Annotated in this window: 14 protein-coding genes and 1 pseudogene; 8 read left to right on the forward strand and 7 right to left on the reverse strand. The window is 37.1% G+C overall.

From position 1 onward, the window contains the following. Positions 1–89: 89 nt before the first annotated feature. Complete coding sequence (locus G6O73_RS10185) at positions 90–1,733, forward strand: APC family permease (RefSeq protein ID WP_057884922.1); 1,644 nt, start codon at positions 90–92, stop codon at positions 1,731–1,733. 52 nt (positions 1,734–1,785) lie between these two features. Here G6O73_RS10185 and G6O73_RS10190 read toward each other — a convergent pair whose 3' ends face one another. The 5 genes and pseudogenes from G6O73_RS10190 to G6O73_RS10210 all read right to left on the reverse strand — a co-directional run bounded on the left by G6O73_RS10190 (position 1,786) and on the right by G6O73_RS10210 (position 6,614). Continuing rightward, the gene (locus G6O73_RS10190; RefSeq protein ID WP_057884923.1) at positions 1,786–2,478 is read right to left on the reverse strand and encodes an ABC transporter ATP-binding protein; all 693 of its coding nucleotides are present in this window, start codon (positions 2,476–2,478) and stop codon (positions 1,786–1,788) included. Positions 2,479–2,481: 3 nt separating this feature from the next. Continuing rightward, complete coding sequence (locus tag G6O73_RS10195) at positions 2,482–3,543, reverse strand: ABC transporter permease (protein WP_057884924.1); 1,062 nt, start codon at positions 3,541–3,543, stop codon at positions 2,482–2,484. A 24-nt stretch (positions 3,544–3,567) separates the two neighbouring features. Then, on the reverse strand, positions 3,568–4,092 hold the full coding sequence (locus G6O73_RS10200; protein ID WP_057884925.1) for a TetR/AcrR family transcriptional regulator: 525 nt from the start codon (positions 4,090–4,092) through the stop codon (positions 3,568–3,570). A gap of 238 nt (positions 4,093–4,330) precedes the next feature. Continuing rightward, positions 4,331–5,697 (reverse strand): annotated as a pseudogene (locus tag G6O73_RS10205) (aldehyde dehydrogenase family protein). A gap of 329 nt (positions 5,698–6,026) precedes the next feature. Further along, positions 6,027–6,614, reverse strand: a complete 588-nt coding sequence (locus tag G6O73_RS10210) for a helix-turn-helix domain-containing protein (RefSeq protein ID WP_057884927.1) — start codon at positions 6,612–6,614, stop codon at positions 6,027–6,029. A 642-nt stretch (positions 6,615–7,256) separates the two neighbouring features. Here G6O73_RS10210 and G6O73_RS10215 point away from each other — a divergent pair. The 5 genes from G6O73_RS10215 to cydC all read left to right on the forward strand — a co-directional run bounded on the left by G6O73_RS10215 (position 7,257) and on the right by cydC (position 13,862). Next, positions 7,257–7,601, forward strand: coding sequence for a DUF1516 family protein (locus G6O73_RS10215; RefSeq protein WP_057884928.1), 345 nt, complete (start codon positions 7,257–7,259; stop codon positions 7,599–7,601). A 344-nt stretch (positions 7,602–7,945) separates the two neighbouring features. Beyond that, entirely contained in the window at positions 7,946–9,367 is a 1,422-nt protein-coding gene (locus tag G6O73_RS10220) for a cytochrome ubiquinol oxidase subunit I (RefSeq protein ID WP_057884929.1), read from the forward strand. Next, on the forward strand, positions 9,367–10,386 hold the full coding sequence (gene cydB / locus G6O73_RS10225) for a cytochrome d ubiquinol oxidase subunit II (protein WP_057884930.1): 1,020 nt from the start codon (positions 9,367–9,369) through the stop codon (positions 10,384–10,386). The genes G6O73_RS10220 and cydB overlap by 1 nt, the downstream gene beginning before the upstream one ends. 2 nt (positions 10,387–10,388) lie before the next feature. Then, positions 10,389–12,107, forward strand: a complete 1,719-nt coding sequence (cydD, locus tag G6O73_RS10230; RefSeq protein WP_057884931.1) for a thiol reductant ABC exporter subunit CydD — start codon at positions 10,389–10,391, stop codon at positions 12,105–12,107. Then, entirely contained in the window at positions 12,108–13,862 is a 1,755-nt protein-coding gene (gene cydC / locus G6O73_RS10235; protein WP_057884932.1) for a thiol reductant ABC exporter subunit CydC, read from the forward strand. It abuts the gene before it with no gap. Between the two features lie 109 nt (positions 13,863–13,971). Here cydC and G6O73_RS10240 read toward each other — a convergent pair whose 3' ends face one another. Beyond that, positions 13,972–14,952 (reverse strand): polyprenyl synthetase family protein, encoded by a 981-nt coding sequence (locus G6O73_RS10240; RefSeq protein ID WP_057884933.1) that lies wholly within the window; start codon positions 14,950–14,952, stop codon positions 13,972–13,974. Positions 14,953–15,067: 115 nt separating this feature from the next. Here G6O73_RS10240 and G6O73_RS10245 point away from each other — a divergent pair, with 115 nt between their 5' ends. After that, a complete protein-coding gene (locus tag G6O73_RS10245) occupies positions 15,068–15,973 on the forward strand; it encodes a prenyltransferase (protein WP_057884934.1) in 906 nt (301 codons plus the stop codon). A 25-nt stretch (positions 15,974–15,998) separates the two neighbouring features. Then, complete coding sequence (locus G6O73_RS10250) at positions 15,999–17,207, forward strand: NAD(P)/FAD-dependent oxidoreductase (RefSeq protein WP_057884935.1); 1,209 nt, start codon at positions 15,999–16,001, stop codon at positions 17,205–17,207. Positions 17,208–17,269: 62 nt separating this feature from the next. Here the strand turns inward: G6O73_RS10250 and G6O73_RS10255 are convergent, their stop codons facing one another. Further along, positions 17,270–18,127: an NAD(P)-dependent oxidoreductase gene (locus tag G6O73_RS10255; RefSeq protein ID WP_057884936.1), complete on the reverse strand. Its 858-nt coding sequence runs from the start codon at positions 18,125–18,127 to the stop codon at positions 17,270–17,272. Positions 18,128–18,832 lie beyond the last annotated feature (705 nt).

The following is an 18,832-nucleotide window of genomic DNA, read 5'->3' on the forward strand; positions in this document are numbered from 1 at the left end:
TAATTAGATTGGAACCTGTGTCCATTATTAAGAATAAGTAACTAAAGAGATTTTAATTTTAAACAAAAGAGGAGATTACTACTTAAACTATGAATTCTACTAGCAACAAAATCAGTTTATTTAATGCAGTAATGTTGGGACTCGGCACAATTATCGGATCGGGTTGGTTATTTGGTTCATGGGAAGCAGCACGAGTTGCTGGGCCAGCGGCAATTATTTCCTGGGTTATAGGGGCAGTTATTATTGCTATTATTTCCTATAATTATATTGAATTAGGAACAATGTTGCCAGAAAATGGCGGAATGAGCAAATATGCCCAATACACTCATGGATCATTAGTTGGTTTTATTGCGGCATGGGCGAACTGGATTGCTTTAATAACAATTATCCCAATTGAAGCTGTTGCTGCAGTTCAATATATGAGCAGTTGGCCGTGGAAGTGGGCAAACTTTACCAATGGCTTGATGCAACACAACCAAATTACGACTAGTGGTTTACTGGTGGTCTTTGTGTTTATTATTATTTTTACATTATTTAATTTTTGGTCAGTTAGTTTATTAACGCGTTTTACCAGTTTTATTTCGATTTTTAAAATTGGGATTCCTTTGCTAACAATTATTATGTTGTTATTTAGTAGTTTTCACCTTGAAAATTTAGGTAGCAATTTACATGCATTTATGCCATATGGTTCAGCACCGATTTTTAAGGCAACGACAACCGCGGGGATAATTTTTTCTTTTAATGCTTTTCAAACAATTATTAATATTGGTAGTGATTTAGAAAATCCTAAGGTGAATATTAAACGAGCAATTAATCTTTCCCTCTTAATCAGCGGGATTATCTATATTTTGCTACAAATAACTTTTATTACGGCAATTTCACCTAAACTAATTGCTAGGGTTGGTTGGAGTGGAATTAACTTTAATTCACCATTTGCTGACTTAGCAATTTTATTAGGAATTTATTGGCTTTCGGTGCTGTTGTACATGGATGCCTTTATCTCACCTTTTGGCACAGGGGTTTCAACAGTTGCCTCAACTAGTCGAGTTTTAGCAGCAATGGTTGATAATGAACACTTGCCCAAATTCTTAGGAAAAATTAATCAACGTTACCAGATACCTAGAAATGCTATGATAGCTAATGCTGTTTTAAGTATTTTAATGGTAACTTTCTTTCGTTCTTGGGACACATTAGCGACAGTAATCTCAACTTCAATGTTAATTGCACTGCTGACCGGACCAGTAACGCTAATTGCTTTTCGAAAAATGGCTCCCGAATTTGCTCGACCAATTAAAAATTCACGGGTCAATTTGACAACATCACTATCATTTATATTAGCTTCGCTGGCAATTTATTGGGCGATGTGGCCAACAACCCTTGAGGTTACTTTAGTCATTCTTTTAGGATTGCCATTGTATTTTTACTATGAGTGGAAGAATGATTGGAAACGGACCAAACGCCAATTTGACGGTAGTTGGTGGATGATCTTTTATTTATTGGCGTTGTCAGGAATGTCTTTTATTGGTAGTAAGGAATTTAATGGAATTAATTTAATTCCATATCCGTTTGATTTGTTAGCGGTTATTGCACTGGCTCTCGGGTTTTATTACTGGGGAACTAACAGCAATTTGTTTACTAAATATTTCAAATATGCTAAAAAATTGAATTATACTAAAGTGATGTCACCGAAAAGGCGTAAACTACTTTTGCGAAAAGCCAACCGCAGAAAATAATTATTGGCAGTCTAAATAGTAGTCCCTAGTTGAACACGACTGGGGACTACTATTAGTGATTGATAACTGTCGGTAATAGTTGACCATCTTTAATTTCGTTGATTTGATCAGCAAATCTTTTTAGCCGCAAGTCATGAGTAACAATGATCACGGCTTTTTGTTCAGTATGAGCTAAATCAGCAAATAATTGTCCGACTTGTTCAACTCGCTGACTATCAAGAGCAGCTGTCGGCTCATCAGCCAAAATAATTGGTGGATTGGGGTAAAGCGCACGTGCAATTGCTACACGTTGATTTTGCCCACCTGAGAGTTCGGCTGGATATTTATCGATTAATTCAGCAATTCCTAGTTCATCCAATAAGCTAGCTAATTCAGTTGGGGAAAGATTATTAGTAGGTTTGATTCGGTCAACTAAAGCGAATTGATCGCTAACTTTGAGGTAAGGTAGGAGATTGTATGCTTGTAAGACAAAGCCAATTTGATTTAAGCGCAATGAATCACGCTGTTTAGCAGATAATTCTGTTAATACTTGTCCAGCCAACTTGACTTGTCCGCTGGAAGGTGACTGCAGGCCACCGGCGATTGTTAAAAAGGTGCTTTTCCCAGATCCAGATGGACCTAGGATCAAATTTAACTGACCTGCCGCTGCTGCAAAATTTAGATCATGCAAGACATGAACTTTACTTAGACCATTACCAAAACTTTTATTAATTTGCTGCATTTCAAGCAATTTTTTTGTAGTCATTACTTAACCTCCAATTGCAGAAACTGGATCAATTTTAGCAATTGTCCAAACTGGTATCAATGCCCCCACTAAAGCTGTGACAATCAGACCACCAGCAATACTAGTTAACAGCGGCAGGTTAAAAGTCATAGGAGTTCCAGCGGGAATAGCAACTGCCGTAACTCCAGTTAATCCCGCTGCAATGATTATTCCGATTAAGACTAATAAGAGTGCTTGAGTAAGCGTCGCTCGAATTAAGAATCGGGCTGGGATACCTTGGGCTCGCAAAACGGCATAGTTTTGAATTTTTTGAATTGTCAAAATATATAAGAAAACAGCAATTACAATTAAAGAAATTATCATCAGAAAAGCGATCATAAAGGTAAAAGTTATATTTTGAGCGGAGTAGCCAGGCAATTTGTTAATGAATTTTTGAATACTATATGTTTTTAAACCGTTTGAATGAGATTGGTAATTAGCTTGCTGAGAAACGACAGCACTGGCCTTGAATGATTTGTTCAGATTTTTGAGTTGTTGCCAGGCTGCTAATTGCCCATAAATGACTGGAGCGACACTTAACTTGGCATTCTCAGTAAAACCAACGATTTGATAGTCAGTTTTGTTAGAGTTTAATTTTAAATGATCACCTAATTTATAGCCGGCAGTTTTAAATGCTTGATCGACAACTAATTGTTGCGAGTTCTTTACCCAATGTCCGCTGGTTAATTTAACTTGTTTAGCAATAAATTGATTCGATTCTAACCCAATGAATTGAGCAGATTCTTTGGCTAAGCCGCTTTTTTTGGCAACTACTGGAGCTTGACCGATATAGGCCTCTTTTTTAGTTAGATGGAGTTGTTGGCTGTTTTTTTTAGTAATTAATGATTGAGTTAAGTTAATATTGGCATTATTATTCAGAACTATTTGTTTAACATTCCATGACTTAATAGCAGCTGTGTTCTGTTGTGCCAGACCTTGAGCTAAGCCAGTTAAAACGAAGACTAGATAACTAATTAGCATAATCATTCCGATAATTAAGCTATAGCGTAATTTTTCATACTTAATTTCTTTCAATGATAAAAACATTTAATCAACTCTTTTCTAAACCAGCTAATCCTGATCGACTAATGAGGTTAAAGCGATTGCCAAACGATCTAAAAAAGTTTGGCGTTTAGCAGGCTGAAGTAAAATATCACGAATGGTTGCGTGAGACAAAGTCATAGCTGACCAATGGCGGGCATCTAGAGTTAAAGCTGGTGCTGGTTTAGCTTGGGGCAAAATGACTTCGTTATATAGGATGTGTAACTTGATTAAGTTGTAATAACGGCTATTAACGATTTTTCCGGTAAAATCACTGGCAGTTTGCAGATAAATTTCCGGTTGATAATTGCTGGTTAAACTGGCGGTGGGCAGTGGTTGATGAATAGCTGTCATTGCTTGATGATACAAGTATTGATAAGCATCGGGTAAGTCTTTAAAGTAGGTGTAAAAGGAACCACGGGAGATATCAGCACTTTTAACGATTCGGGCAACCTGTGCTTGATTAAGTGGGTAACTCGAAAATTCTTTTAATAGGGCCGAGTTGATTCGCTGCAATTTAGTATCAGTTACCTTAGATAGATTCGCGAGCACCATTAATAAATTCCTCCTTTATTGACACCGTGTCAATTTTTATTTAGTCTAGCATTTCATTGACACTGTGTCAACGAATGATGTTTAGTTAATCCAAAAGAAAAAGCATTGGTTTAATAATTATAACTAACTAGTGAAGAAGGTCAGCTAATAAAAAATTAGCTGACCTTCTTTGAGGATTAAAATATTTAAATTTTATGTTCTGTCGTGTTTACAAAAAACAAAGTAATTATAAAATCATTTAACCAAGAATAGTTTTAATATTAGCAAATTCTCGTATACCGAGATCGCTAAGTTCCCGGCCGTAGCCAGAATGTTTTACACCACCGAAAGGCAATTCAGGAATTGAAGATAGTGGTTGATTAATAGCTACTTGACCAGTTTCAATTTTTGCTGCTAAAGCTCGAGCAGCTGGTAAATTTTCAGAATAAATAGCTCCACCTAGACCGTAATTTGAGTGGTTAGCAATTCTCAAAATGTCAGCTTCATCAGTAACGCGATAAAGCTGGGCAACTGGTCCAAATAGTTCTTGGTCGTACATCGGATTATCAAATTTCATTCCACTAATAATTAAGGGATTGAAAAAAGCTCCCGGACCACTGACAGGTGTTGGATCCCCCATAAAACTTTTGCACCACCAGCTAATACATCCTTAACTTGTTGCTGTAAAGTTTTTTGAGCTGATTTTGAGGATAGTGGAGCCAGCGTTGTATTTTCATCCAAGGGATTTCCAGGTTGGTATTTGGCAAACTCTTGTTTAAGTTCTGCTAAAAAATCATCATAAATTCCAGATTGGACTAAGTAGCGTTTGGCAGCAGTACAAACTTGTCCTGAATTATTTAATCTACCTTTTGCAGCACCGACAACCGCTTTATTTAAGTCAGCATCATCTAAAATAACACAAACATCTGTTCCACCAAGTTCCATAGTTGATTTTTTAATGTTTTTACCAGCGGCAGCTGCAATTTTGGCGCCAGCTTTTTCTGATCCGGTCAAGGCAACCCCTTGCACACGAGCATCACTAATCATAGTAGTAACTTGATCATAAGAAGCAAAAAGATTTTTAAAAGCACCTGTTGGAATTTCAGCTGTTTGACAAGCTTCTTCAAAGGCGTGAGCACACTCGGGAACGATGCTAGCATGTTTTAAAATTACGGGGTTACCCAAAATAAAGTTAGGCGCAAAAACCCGCATTACTTGGGTATAGGGAAAATTCCAAGGTTCGACGGCGACAATCGCACCAATTGAACTGAATTCTAGATGTGCCGGTTGTTTTGCACTTGCGGAGTAATCTTGATTAGCTAAAGCCGCCGCTCCATGATCAACATAGTATTGAGCAAAAGCCGCTGTTTTTTTAACTTCTGCTTGGGCGTCATTAATTAATTTTCCCATATTTGTAGTAATGAAGCGTGCATAATAATCACAATTTTTTGTGAACTCTGCAGCCAAAGCAGCAAGTTGTTTAGCTCGTTGTTCAAAAGACTGTTTTTTGGCATTTTGATAAAAATTTTCAGCAGCTGTTAAAGCTTCTTCAACTTCAGTATCGGTACTTGGAGCAAATTCTTTAATTAATTTTCCGTTATAAGGGTTAACTGCGCGATAAGCCATAAAATCTCCTCCTGTGGTTTTTCACCTAGAAAGTCTGCTGTTTTACTATCCTAAAGATACAATTTTATTATAAGAAGTTATAAGTGGAAAAGGAACTAATATGTTTCTAGGTTAATTCAGCCCTAAAACCAAAGCTGAATAAGATTGTAAATCAAGTAGAGCTGGCAGTTGGATCCGATGATAGATATTAAGCAGCGTTTTAAAGAAAAGTTGTAATAATTTCAGGTAGTTCAGCATAAGCTAGCGTAAAATGAAAATTTTTGATATCAAGTAATTATTACTGGTTCAAGTGTTCTTAGTATCTACTTTGGGGGATGGTAACTTGATAATTAGTGCAGATACTTATAGAGAAACATGAAAGGTATCGCTACGATCACTGTGATCACCAAGATAATCACTCCAATACCAATGGCAAGCCCCCATTGGTGTAATTGATCACGCACCCAATTACGATGTCTTCTAATTTTCTCAATGTCTTTGTTATCCTCATAGGCAATGATTTCCTTGTAGGTGCGGACGTCTACCTTGTGTTTGAGATATTCTAAATGAATTGCTGGAATAAATCCAAGAACAAAAGGAGTTATAACCATAATGTAGAACCAAGGACTAGGCAACCATAGTGATGGTCCAATAGTAACTATTCCAATTATCCAACATGCAATCATCAGTTTAGCATCTCGATTGGATTCTTTTGTGAAGACTTTCTTTTTCATATTTGGTACATCTCCTTTGACTAATTGGTCTAAGGAGGTATCGAATAGCACACTCAGCAAAAGAAGATTCTCGATATCTGGGTAGTGTCGATCATTTTCCCAGTTAGAAACTGTCTGACGAGAAACATATAATTTATTAGCCAGCTGGTCTTGGGGCATGTTCAGACGCTCTCGTTGCTTTTGAATTTGTTTGCCAATTTTCATTTTTTACCTCCTTCTCAATAGTCACAGGAACATTGAGATTTCTCTATCAAACAGTTTTGTCGGTGGCGCTAAAACCTTTTTACCTTTCTTTTAGGAGTGAGTTTGCAGCAGTTGTTGCAGGTTTGGTGATTTCACATAGTATTGGTGTTCGAAGACCTGACTAATCACGATTTGATAATGTATGTAAAGTTCCTGTGATTTAGTCTTGCGCTTCCGATTTAGCAAGTAAGAAGATGCAAATCTCTATCAACTAGTGGAACTGTATCATCGCTACGATAGTTTGTAAAGCTGACTGGTGTGGAAAAGTAACCATGAACTGTGATTGAAGCACGAAAAAGATAGCAGCTTATTAAGAGGACTGTTTGTTTAAGCTAGGCCAATTTTGGGACAACTTGTTACTGTAACATTTTTGATATTAAGCAATATCAGTAGTTTAATTGTTTAGCAAATTTATTTCCCAGGAAATAAGGGCTTTTAAGTGATAGAAAATAAAGATTACTGATAGTTCATATCATTGCTGTCTCTTTAAGGGGGTTTTCGTTTTTAAATTAATACAACGATTGATTTTTTTGACAATAAGTTCATCTGAGTGTACTTTTTAACCAGTGAGTTTAGAATAAGAGGAAAGTGAGGTGTTATAAAATGTGGATTTGGCTACACTTAATAACGTGGATTGTATTAGCAGGAGTAATTTTAACTGCAATAGTTCAAAAGAAAACAACTAGATTAGGGGTGACGATTGCCCGAATTTGTTATGTAGTAGCAATTATCAGTGGCATCATGCTGACGGGGTATGCTTGGCAGCATTCACCAGTTTTGACAGTTTTTAAAATTTTATTGGCAATCGGCGCAATTGGGTTTTGTGAGATCTTTTTCAGCCAAACAGACCATTTTTCAGCTACTAAACGATGGTTATTATTAGCGGTTATTTTTGCAGTTGGAGTTGTGGGCTTGTTTTTGGCAGGAGGCTATCCTTTTGTGAGATAGCTAAGAAACGGATTTGTTTTTAATGAAAAATTAATTTTTTATTTGTGAATAAAAATTCAATTTTTGAGATTTTAAAACGGGCTTGGTAAAGAAAAGAGTGATGGCTCTTTAAAATTAAAGCTTTGGTGGAAACGCCATCTTCGGCTAGTAGTCGCTTTTCTTTAAGAATATTCAAAACAGCTTTTAGCTAACAAAAATTATATTTTTCACAAGGTTTATGCAGGAATTTGGTTGGAATTTTCAATTGAATGGAGTATATTTGAAGTGTTAAGTAGAAATTTTTTAAATTTTGCGAAAGTTATCACTTTTGCAATTAAGTAATTATAAAAAAGGAGGAGATCTGAATGAGTATCGTTTCATTGGCGCGCTTTCAATTTGCAATGACAACGGTTTTCCACTTTTTCTTTGTACCATTTTCAATTGGAACCGCACTTGCTGTTGCAATTATGGAAACGACTTATGTTGTTACTAAGAAAAAAGAGTATCTCCGAATGACAAAATTTTGGGGAAATATTTTCCTACTTAGTTTTGCAGTCGGAGTGGTTACTGGCATTATTCAAGAATTTCAGTTCGGAATGAACTGGTCGGATTATTCAAGATTTATGGGGGATATTTTTGGAGCACCATTAGCAATTGAGGCGTTGTTGGCTTTCTTTATGGAGTCGACTTTCCTTGGCTTGTGGATGTTTACTTGGGATCGTCTCAGCCCTAAAGTCCATGTAGTGTTTATCTGGCTGGTGACTTTTGCCTCAATGATTTCAGCTTTGTGGATTTTAACAGCTAATAGCTTCATGCAGCATCCAACAGGCTATGCAATTAAAAATGGTCATGCTGTTATGACTAGTTTTTCGGCACTTTTAAAAAATCCGCAAGTTTGGTTTGAATTTGGTCATGTAATTGCTGGAACAGTGGTTACTGGTGGGATTATTATTGCTGGCTTGTCAGCTTTTCGATTACTTCATCAAAAGGCGAAAGAAACAGCTTTTTATAAAAAGTCACTACGACTAGGACTACTGTTGAGTTTGATTGGTGCAGTATTAGTGATTTTTGCTGGTGATCAGCAAATGAAGTATTTGATTAATGAGCAACCAATGAAATTTGCGGCAACTGAGGGAGTATATAACACAACTAAAAATCATGCGGCGTGGTCGGTAATTGACTGGTCTAATGAAAAAGAACACAAAAATGATTTTAGTTTGGACATTCCTGATATGCTAAGTATTTTAGCATATGGCCGGCCTTCTGGTGCGGTTCAAGGAATGAATGAAGTTAATAAACAGTTAGAAAAGAAGTACGGAAAGAATAATAACTATTACCCACCCGTTAATGCATTATTCTGGAGTTTTCGAATTATGGCTGGCTTTGGCGGCTTGATGTTGTTAGTTTCAGCTTTAGGTCTCTTCTTCACTCGCAAAAAGAAGCAGATTTTGTATGAGAAGAAGTGGATGTTGTGGGTTTTAGGATTGTGTACTTTTACACCATTTTTGGCTAATACGGCTGGTTGGTTAGTAACTGAACTTGGTCGTTATCCGTGGACGGTTTATGGCTTGTTTACCATAAAACAAAGTGTCTCACCAAATGTTTCAGTTGGTTCACTTCTAACAACTAATATTGTCTATTTCTTATTATTTGCATTCATTGCAGCAACGATGATTTCTTTGGTTCGTTTAGAGTTGAAAAAAGGACCATTTTATGAAGATGAGATTGCTGCTGACGATCACAAGGCCGACCAAGTCGATCCATTTGATAAGGAGGCGTTTGAATAATGAGCCCATTACAATTTATTTGGTTTTTATTAATTGGTGTTTTGTTCGCAGGATTCTTCTTTTTGGAAGGGTTTGATTATGGCGTTGGAATGGCCACAAAAACTTTGGCACGCAATGAGCAGGAAAAGAATCAGTTAATTGCAACGATTGGACCTGTTTGGGATGGTAATGAAGTTTGGTTGATTACTGCCGGAGGAGCAATGTTTGCTTCTTTCCCATTTTGGTATTCTGCTCTTTTCAGTGGTTACTATCTAATTTTATTTCTTATTTTGGTTGGTTTAATTATTCGCGGGGTTTCCTTTGAATTCCGAGCTAAATCTCCAACCAGCAAACAAGGTGTTTGGGGAGCAACGCTAGTTCTTGGGAGTTTCTTGGTTCCATTTTTCTTTGGTGTGATGTTTATCAGTATGATTCAGGGAATGCCATTGGATGCTAAGGGTAACATGACGGCAACGTTCTTTAATTACATTAATTTATTTTCAATTGTTGGGGGAGTTGCGGTTGTTTTAATGAGTTATCTGCACGGTTTGAATTATATTGCATTGAAGACAACTGGTCCCGTTCGTGAACGAGCTAAAATGCAGGCAAGCAAGCTTTATTGGGTTTTATATGCTGGCCTAGTAGTGTTTGCAGTTTTGCTTTATTTACAAACAGATTTCTTTAAACTGCATTTTACAGCCACACTGGCCTGGGTCGTACTGATTGTTTTGTTGACAGTTGCGGCTCATGCAGCAGTTATGAAGGGCAAAGAACTACCAGCTTTCTTAGCTAGTGGTTTGACTTTTGTAGCTTTAGTTGGATTATTATTCAATGGATTGTTTCCACGAGTAATGATTAGTTCAATTAGTTCTAAATATGATTTGTTAATTTCAACTGCATCATCAAGTCCATATACACTAAAAGTTATGACAATTGTAGTTTGTGTATTTTTACCATTTGTGTTGGCGTATATCGGTTGGACCTACTATATTTTCCATAAACGGATCAGTCATCGGCCAGAATCACAAACTGGGTATTAAGTATGATTGATAAAAAATTAATGTCTTTTCCTGGAATTCGCCGAGTTTTAGCGTTGTTGTTAGGATTGGCACTATTGCAAGCCGCTTCGATTCTGGGGCAGGCTTGTTTTTTAGCCAAAGCAATTACTAATTTGTGGGAAGGAAAGTCTTTAACCGAACAATGGAACTGGATCTTAGCTTTTGTTGCTTGCTATTTGTTGCGTCATATATGTTTGTTATTGCGTACGCGTATACTAGACAATTATGCTCAGCAACAAGCACAACGGTTGCGGCAAGATTTACTAACTAAGGTTTTTGAGCAAGGACCGCAAATTATTCAAGATCAAGGTACCGGTAACGTGACAACAATGGCTTTAGAGGGAATTGATCAAGTTGAAAATTATCTGCAATTAATTTTGGCAAAAGTTGCGACTATGACGATTGTTCCTTGGGTGTTATTAGCGGCAGTTTGGTTGCTTGATTGGAAATCAGGGGCTTTCTTATTGGCGATTTATCCATTGATAATTATTTTTATGATTGTTTTGGGTTATGCAGCCCAAGCTAAAGCAGACCATCAATATCATACGTATCAATTATTATCAAATCATTTTGTTGATTCCTTGCGGGGAATTGATACTTTACGTTATCTAGGGCTTAGTCGGCGTTATGCTCGGAGTATTTTTAAAACGAGTGAACGTTTCCGCAAAGCGACAATGAGCACTTTGCGAATTGCAATCTTGTCAACTTTTGCTTTGGATTTCTTTACTACACTTTCGATTGCAGTAGTCGCTGTAATTTTGGGTATTAGGTTAATTAATGGGGCAATTTTGTTATTTCCGGCTTTGACCATTTTGATTTTAAGTCCAGAGTACTTTTTACCTATCCGTGATTTTTCTAATGATTATCATGCTACTTTAGATGGTAAAAATGCTTTGACAGCAATCGAGGAAATTTTAGCAAATAAAAAAAATGAGATTAAAATGATTGAATTGCCAACTTGGCGAACAGATAGTCATTTGACAATTCAACAACTTGATTTTACCTACGCTAAGCAAACATCACCGACTTTAAAACAGCTTGATTTAGCAGTCACAGGTTTCCAGAAGATTGGAATTATTGGACTCAGCGGTTCTGGAAAGTCAACTTTAATTAACCTATTGGGAGGGTTTTTAAATCCTGATCGAGCACAGATTCAGATAGCTGGAAAAACGATTTCGTCATTTGAGCAACCAACCTGGCAGCGGCAATTGATTTATATTCCGCAAAATCCTTACATTTTTCGGGCAACATTACGGGAAAATATTGCTTTTTACCGTCCGAGTGCTTCAATCGCAGCAATTAAAGAAGCGGTTAAAGTGGTCGGCTTAGAGCAGTTGGTTGCAGAATTACCCCATGGCTTGGATACCCAAATTGGGGAGGGCGCACGTGGTTTAAGCGGTGGTCAAGCGCAACGTATTGCTTTAGCCCGCGCATTTTTAGACCAACAACGAAAAATTCTGTTATTTGACGAACCAACAGCTCACTTGGATATTGAAACTGAAGTTGAATTAAAAGAGCGGATGTTGCCATTGATGGAAAATCATTTAGTATTTTTTGCGACGCATCGGCTGCATTGGATGCAGGAAATGGATCAGATTGTTGTCTTAGATCACGGTCGGATTGCTGAGCAAGGTAGTTTAGCTCAATTGCAGCAACAGCAGGGAGCTTTTGCCAAGTTGAGTCAATCATTAAGGAGTGTCTAAATGCAGCTATTTAACCTTTTTAAAGAAGATAAATGGGTTCGTCCCTTTTTGAGAAAATATCGCCGGTCCCTGATTTTAGCTTTAGTTTTGGGCTTTGCAACCTTCTTTTGTGCTTCGGCTTTAATGTTTAACTCAGGGTATCTGATTAGTCGCTCGGCATCCCTACCAGAAAACATTCTTTTGGTTTATGTACCAATCGTTTTGACTAGGGCTTTTGGGATTGGTCGCCCGGTTTTTCGTTATTTAGAACGCTTAACTAGTCATAATTGGGTTTTGCGTTTAACCTCGCGTTTACGTTTGAAGTTATATCAAACTTTGGAAAGAGATGCTGTTTTTTTCAAAAGTCGGCATCAAACCGGTGATGTCTTAGGTTTATTATCTGATGATATTGCTCATTTACAGAATCTATATTTGCGAACAGTTTTTCCAACCGTTACAGCTTGGATGTTATATTTGTTCATTATTCTAGGCCTGGGTTGGTTCTCTTGGTGGTTTGGTTTGGTGATGCTTTTATTTTTTGGTGTCATAGTATTTGTTTTTCCGTTATGGTCACTATTGGCTAATGCAGCTCGACAGGAAAGACGTAAACAGTTACGCACACAATTGTATACTGATTTGACCGATAATATTTTAGGTGTTTCCGATTGGATTTTTAGTCAAAGAGCAGATGAGTATCTGAACACACATCGACAACACGAACAACAATTGGCCGCAGTTAAAGCCAAATTACAACAGTTCGATCGGCGGCGGGATTTTATGGTTCAAGTTGTTTTTGGTGTGATTGCTATCATGCTGTTGGTATGGAGCAGTTTTCGTTTTCCAGGTAGCCATGGAGGAGCAGCTAATTGGATTGCCGCATTTGTGCTCTCGATTTTCCCGTTGGTTGATGCATTTGCTCCACTAAGTCAAGCTGCTGAGGAAACTAATATTTATCAAGATTCGTTACTTCGATTAAATAAGCTGCCAGAAAATGAAAAGCAAATGACGGCTACGACGGTTGAACCGCCTCGGGGACCATACACTTTAAAAATTGATCAAATTAGTTATACTTATCCGCGAGCAATTAAGCCGGCTTTGAAGGAGTTAAGTTTGACTATTAAACCCGGAGAAAAGTTAGCAATTCTTGGCCGAAGTGGTTCAGGAAAAACTACTTTGGCTCATTTGCTACGTGGTGATTTAAAACCAAGTAGCGGTCTGGTGACACTAAATGGTCAATCCACTTGGAAAATGACACAGCAAATTAGTCATTTCATCGGCGTTTTGCATCAGGCCCCGTACCTTTTCCATACAACCTTAAGTAATAATTTACGCTTAGCTGATGAAAATGCTACTGATCAACAGTTATGGGCTGTCTTGGAGCGAGTTGGACTAAAGGAATTGGTTAAGCAGTTGCCGCAGCAATTAGAAACCGAAGTTGATGAGGCCGGATTGCGCTTTTCTGGTGGAGAGCGCCATCGTTTGGCTTTAGCACGAATCTTACTTCAACAAGTGCCAATCGTTATTTTGGATGAGCCGACCGTCAGTTTGGATCCAATTACGGAACAGGCATTAATTGAAACTTTTAATCAACAATTAAAAGATAAAACTTTAATTTGGATTACTCATCATTTGCAAGGATTATCTTTAATGGACAAAATTATTTTCATTGAAGATGGTCAATTGCAAATGAGCGGATCACCAACTGAGTTAGCGACTAATAATCGACACTATCAACGACTATTGGCAGTTGACCGCGGAATTTGGAAAAATGAATAATTTTTTCTAAGTTAAACTCTAAATATTAGAAATAAATTATTATATGATTTAAAATGTAATTAGTTAAAACAAAAAAACTGCCGCAATTAACTTGCTGCAGTTTGATTAGTCAAAATTTTCTCTTTAATAATTTTTGCGCTAGCTGAGATATTTCGCTAGTGACAGGAGAGTCAGGTAGAAGTGAAATCTTTTCAGCGGCTTTTTCAGTAAAGCTCTGGGCTAATTTTTTAGCTTGATTGACACCTTGATGTTTTCTTACTAAGTGGGCAACTTGGCGAATTTCACTTTTAGTTATGTGCTGTCTTTTATCGAGCAGGTCTTTAAATTCAGTTGGAGCTGTCTGATAGGCTAACAGGAGCGGCAATGTATAGACACCTTGGGCAACATCTTCAAGAACAGGTTTCCTTAAGACTCCAGTACTGGAAGAGTAGTCAAGAATATCATCAAAGATTTGAAAGGCCATGCCAATATTTTCGCCGATTTCACCAGCTAGTTCAATTGTTGTTGAATCACTACCGCCAAAGTAAGCTCCTTCTAAGCAAGCTAAGCGAAATAATGCGGCAGTTTTACCGCGAATGTTTTCTAAATAAGCCGTAACTGGTTGCTGTTGTTGAAAACGAGCTGCCATTTGGCTCAGCTCTCCGCGGAGCAATTGTTGCATAGCATCAGCGTTGATTTTTAGATAGTGAGTGCCATTCATCGTTTCAATTAACAATTGAAAAAAGACGGTGAATAATAAGTCACCTGCATAAACGGCCGTATCCTTACCATATTTTGCTTGAAGCGTAATTGCCCCGCGGCGTAAAGGAGAATCATCAATGATGTCATCATGGATCAGCGTTGCTTGATGAAGAATTTCAAGGGAAGCAGCAATTTTAATTAATCTGTCACTTTTTTCTGCAGGAGTTGCCGTTAATTGAGAGAACAATAAAAAGAATCCTGGCCGTAACATTTTTCCTTGTTGACGGGCACAGTCATTTAATAAAGATTGAATAGCTGGGTTGTCAGAAATCATTAATTTCTGAATTAATGAATTAACATCATTAAGCTGCTCCGAGACTTGCGGGTAACGCTTCCATAAATCTAACATTGGTTAAATCCCTTCCTGTACTTGCATTTGATTTTGTGCAAGGTAATACTTCTAAGTAATATTAAACCACACTTTTCAATTAAGCGGGGAAAAATAAGAATTGGAGGAACATTGAATGTCGCTGCGTGTTTTTTTAGAACTGGTTGAAATTAAGGCTAAAACAGCAAGCGTATTACCTTTTATTTTAGGAGCTTGTTATAGCTGGTATAATTACCATTCAATTCATCCAGGATTGTTGCTACTGTTTTTTATTGCTATGTTTATTTTTAATATGTCAGTTGACATCATGGATAATTATAACGATTATCACCATGCAATTGATACTGATAACTATCGTGAAAAAACCAATATTATTGGTCGCGAAAATTTATCGCTGCAATTAGTTTTCGGGTTGATGTGTGGAATGATTGCCTTATCTGCACTTATTGGCATTGGAATTTCGGCTATTGTCGGTTGGCCACTGTTAGTAATGGGGTTTGTCTGTTATTTTGTTGGCATTTTTTATTCATCTGGTCCTAAACCGTTATCAAGCTTGCCATTAGGTGAACTTTTTTCTGGACCAACGATGGGCTTTATGATTACATTGATCTGTGTTTATATCAATACTTACCAAGTCTTTACGTGGAACTGGACTAGTTTAGGTCAGGTAGTGCTAATTTCGCTACCAAATACTTTGTGGATTTCAAACTTGATGTTGGCCAACAATATTTGTGATTTAGCTGAAGATGAAAGCAATCAGAGATATACTTTAGTTCATTATTTAGGAAAAGAACGTGCACTACATTTTTTTGGTATAATGAATTTGGCAGCAATTATTGGCTTGATTGCAGCAGTCTTCGTTGGAATTGCACCATGGACAGTTTTGTTATCTTTGTTAGCTTTGCCAGTTATTATTAAACAGGTACGTTTGTTCTGGCAAAAGCAAGTCAAGAAAGAAACTTTTAGCTGTGCGATCAAGATTCTAGCGATTGGTGCTGCTAGCCAAGCACTTTCATATTTAATTTATATGCCATTTGTTTAAAAAGATTAAAGGAGATGTTGGAAAAATGAAGGAAATTGTAATTTTAGGTGCAGGTTATGCTGGATTAAGAGCATTACATCGTTTACAAGCAGAAAAAGGTGACTTTCATATTACTTTGGTTGATCGGAACAGTTATCATTACGAAGCAACTGATTTGCATGAAGTTGCAGCTGGTACTCAACCAAAGGAGAAAATTACCTTCGAAATTAACGATGTAGTTAAGTCCTCGATGACAACTTTTGTTCAGGCTACTGTTGAAAGGATTAATCGTGAGCAGCGAGAAGTAACATTGAGCAACGGTAAAACCATCCACTATGATTATTTAATTGTTTCCTTGGGCTTTCGTTCAGAATCGTTTGGAATCCCTGGAGTTGAGGAATATGCATTGCAGATGGTTGATATTGAAACTGCTGAAAAAGTTTATCAGCATATTGTGGAACAAATGCGTGATTATCAACAAACTAAAAATCCGGCTGACTTGAAAATTGTTGTTTGTGGAGCAGGATTTACAGGGATTGAGCTATTGGGTTCATTATCGGATGCTCGTCGTCATTTGGCATCGATTGCAGGTGTTCAGCCAGAAGAATTACAATATTACTGTGTTGAAGCGGTGACACGTTTACTACCAATGTTTAATGAAAAATTGGCGGATTACGGAATTTCCCATTTGAAAGATTGGGGTGTTAACTTCCTGACCGGTAAGCCAATCAAAGAAATTAAACCAGACACAGTAATCTATCAGGATGATAAAGAAACTGGTGCTACTAAAGAATTAACAGCTAAAACAATTATTTGGACTACCGGAGTAAGCGGCAGCAAAGTAATGGAAGTATCTGAATTCAAGCAGCGTCGTGGTCGAGTAATGGTGAGCCCAGATTTGACTGATCCAGATTATCCAAATGTTTATATCATCGGGGATGTTTCAGCTGTGATGAATGACGAAAATCAGCGGCCTTACCCGACAACGGCTCAAATTGCTTTAAAGATGGGAGAGCATGCAGCTAATAATTTATTAGCGCAATTGAATGGATCTAAAGGTGAGAAGTTTACTTTCCAATCACAAGGATCAGTAGCCTCAATTGGCAACACCCATGCCTTTGGAATGGTTGGCACAAAAGACATCAAGGGCTATCCAGCATCTTTTGTAAAGAAGGCAATCATGGATAAAGCGTTGTATGCTACTGGCGGATTAAAGGAAATGTTCGCTAAAGGTCGTTTTGATTTATATCATTAGACAAAAAATAAAAAGGCTTTGAAGTAACTGAACTCAGTTGCTTCAAAGCTTTTTTGTGCTCATTAGTAAATATTAATTAACCCTTGGGTGCCTTGATCGCCTAAGCCTTTGACATCGACCATGATTTCATATAATCGTTTTGCGTTCTCAGTTGCACGTAAATCTAAGCCCATTTTATCAGCTTCAGCTAATGCAATCCGCAAATCTTTTAAAAAATGGCGGGCAAAAAATCCGGGAGTGTAATCGTCACGCAAGATTCTTGGCACATAGTTTTCCATACTCCAATTAGCGGCTCCTCCGCCTGATAAGGCAGCAAGTACTTTCTGTTCATCTAAGCCAGCTTTTTTGGTATATAATAACATTTCAGTTAAACCGGTCATTGTTCCAGCAATCATAATTTGATTAGCCATTTTGGCATGTTGTCCGGCACCGGCTTTTCCAAAATAAGTTGTTGTTTTACCCATCAATTTAAATATTGGCAAGAGCTGTTGATAAATTTTTTCTTCACCACCAACCATAATAGTTAGATTAGCATTTTTGGCCCCAATATCACCGCCGGATACAGGAGCATCCAATGCGTGGAAGTTATGTTCAGTAGCATAATTGCCAATTTGGGCAGCAAGCGACGGTTGACTGGTCGTCATGTCAACAACAATTGAATTTTTTCGCAATTGTTTAAATATTCCTTTTTCTCCAAAATAAACAGCTTTAACATCACTAGGGAAACCAACCATTGTAAAAACTAATTCACTGACTGCAGCTACTTCGGCCGGTGAATCATACCAGACAGCTCCTTGCGCGACTAGCTGATCAGTTTTGCTCTTGGTCCGATTATATACTGCTAATTGATGACCGGCGGCAATTAAATGACCAGCAATGGCGGATCCCATGACGCCAGTTCCGATAAATCCGATTTTCAATGTTCATTCTTCCTTTCTTGATGCAAATCTATCTTAAGGTTAGCATACTAATCTCAAGTATTGAAATTTATTGATTACTACTTGCGGTTGACAAACTATAGTTTGCATGTTAAACTTAAGATTCTATTATACGGCGAGGTATCTGCGTGGAAGGCAGATACCATTTTTTTTTGCAAAAAATATTACTTAGATGGCAATTATAATTGGTTTCATAAAATAAACATGTGTTTAAGTCTTGGGGAATTAGCATCTATCAGGACTAAAACCAAGTAATAATAACAATGAAAAAGTTTTCAAAACCTAAATAAGCTTAGGTATTGGTATCTGAAATTAACTATCACATTAAACTTTAAACACTAAATTTATTTTGTAAATATTCAAAAGCTGTTTGATAAACTTCTTTAAATCAACGATTCGATGTTGAGTTTTCTAAAGAATAAGGATATAATTTGAAGAAAGGTTTTTAAGATTTTTTTAACACATTTTTTTAAAAAAAGTTATAAGTAAATAAATTTTTTGAAGTGGTTTTAAGGAGCAAACTATTTTTAAGGAGCAAGTACCATTGATTAAAAATAAGTGTTTTTGGTGAATTTAAAGCCTTTCCTTATAAACAAGCGTTTAATTTAGTAGATGATGAAGTTCAAAGAACGTTTTAATTCAAACAGTTCTCTATTAAAGCGTTATGATGATGAACATTTTTGTTAG

It is taken from the genome of Liquorilactobacillus nagelii DSM 13675, assembly GCF_019444005.1.
GTDB classification, from domain to species: domain Bacteria; phylum Bacillota; class Bacilli; order Lactobacillales; family Lactobacillaceae; genus Liquorilactobacillus; species Liquorilactobacillus nagelii.

Coding starts and splice junctions, on each gene's coding strand:
- cydC (WP_057884932.1), top strand. CDS start 12,108: ATGCAGCTATTTAACCTTTTTAAAGAAGATAAATGGGTTCGTCCCTTT.
- G6O73_RS10240 (WP_057884933.1), bottom strand. CDS start 14,952: ATGTTAGATTTATGGAAGCGTTACCCGCAAGTCTCGGAGCAGCTTAAT.
- G6O73_RS10250 (WP_057884935.1), top strand. CDS start 15,999: ATGAAGGAAATTGTAATTTTAGGTGCAGGTTATGCTGGATTAAGAGCA.
- G6O73_RS10220 (WP_057884929.1), top strand. CDS start 7,946: ATGAGTATCGTTTCATTGGCGCGCTTTCAATTTGCAATGACAACGGTT.
- G6O73_RS10200 (WP_057884925.1), bottom strand. CDS start 4,092: ATGGTGCTCGCGAATCTATCTAAGGTAACTGATACTAAATTGCAGCGA.
- cydD (WP_057884931.1), top strand. CDS start 10,389: ATGATTGATAAAAAATTAATGTCTTTTCCTGGAATTCGCCGAGTTTTA.
- G6O73_RS10210 (WP_057884927.1), bottom strand. CDS start 6,614: ATGAAAATTGGCAAACAAATTCAAAAGCAACGAGAGCGTCTGAACATG.
- G6O73_RS10185 (WP_057884922.1), top strand. CDS start 90: ATGAATTCTACTAGCAACAAAATCAGTTTATTTAATGCAGTAATGTTG.
- G6O73_RS10195 (WP_057884924.1), bottom strand. CDS start 3,543: ATGTTTTTATCATTGAAAGAAATTAAGTATGAAAAATTACGCTATAGC.
- G6O73_RS10190 (WP_057884923.1), bottom strand. CDS start 2,478: ATGACTACAAAAAAATTGCTTGAAATGCAGCAAATTAATAAAAGTTTT.
- G6O73_RS10215 (WP_057884928.1), top strand. CDS start 7,257: ATGTGGATTTGGCTACACTTAATAACGTGGATTGTATTAGCAGGAGTA.
- G6O73_RS10245 (WP_057884934.1), top strand. CDS start 15,068: ATGTCGCTGCGTGTTTTTTTAGAACTGGTTGAAATTAAGGCTAAAACA.
- cydB (WP_057884930.1), top strand. CDS start 9,367: ATGAGCCCATTACAATTTATTTGGTTTTTATTAATTGGTGTTTTGTTC.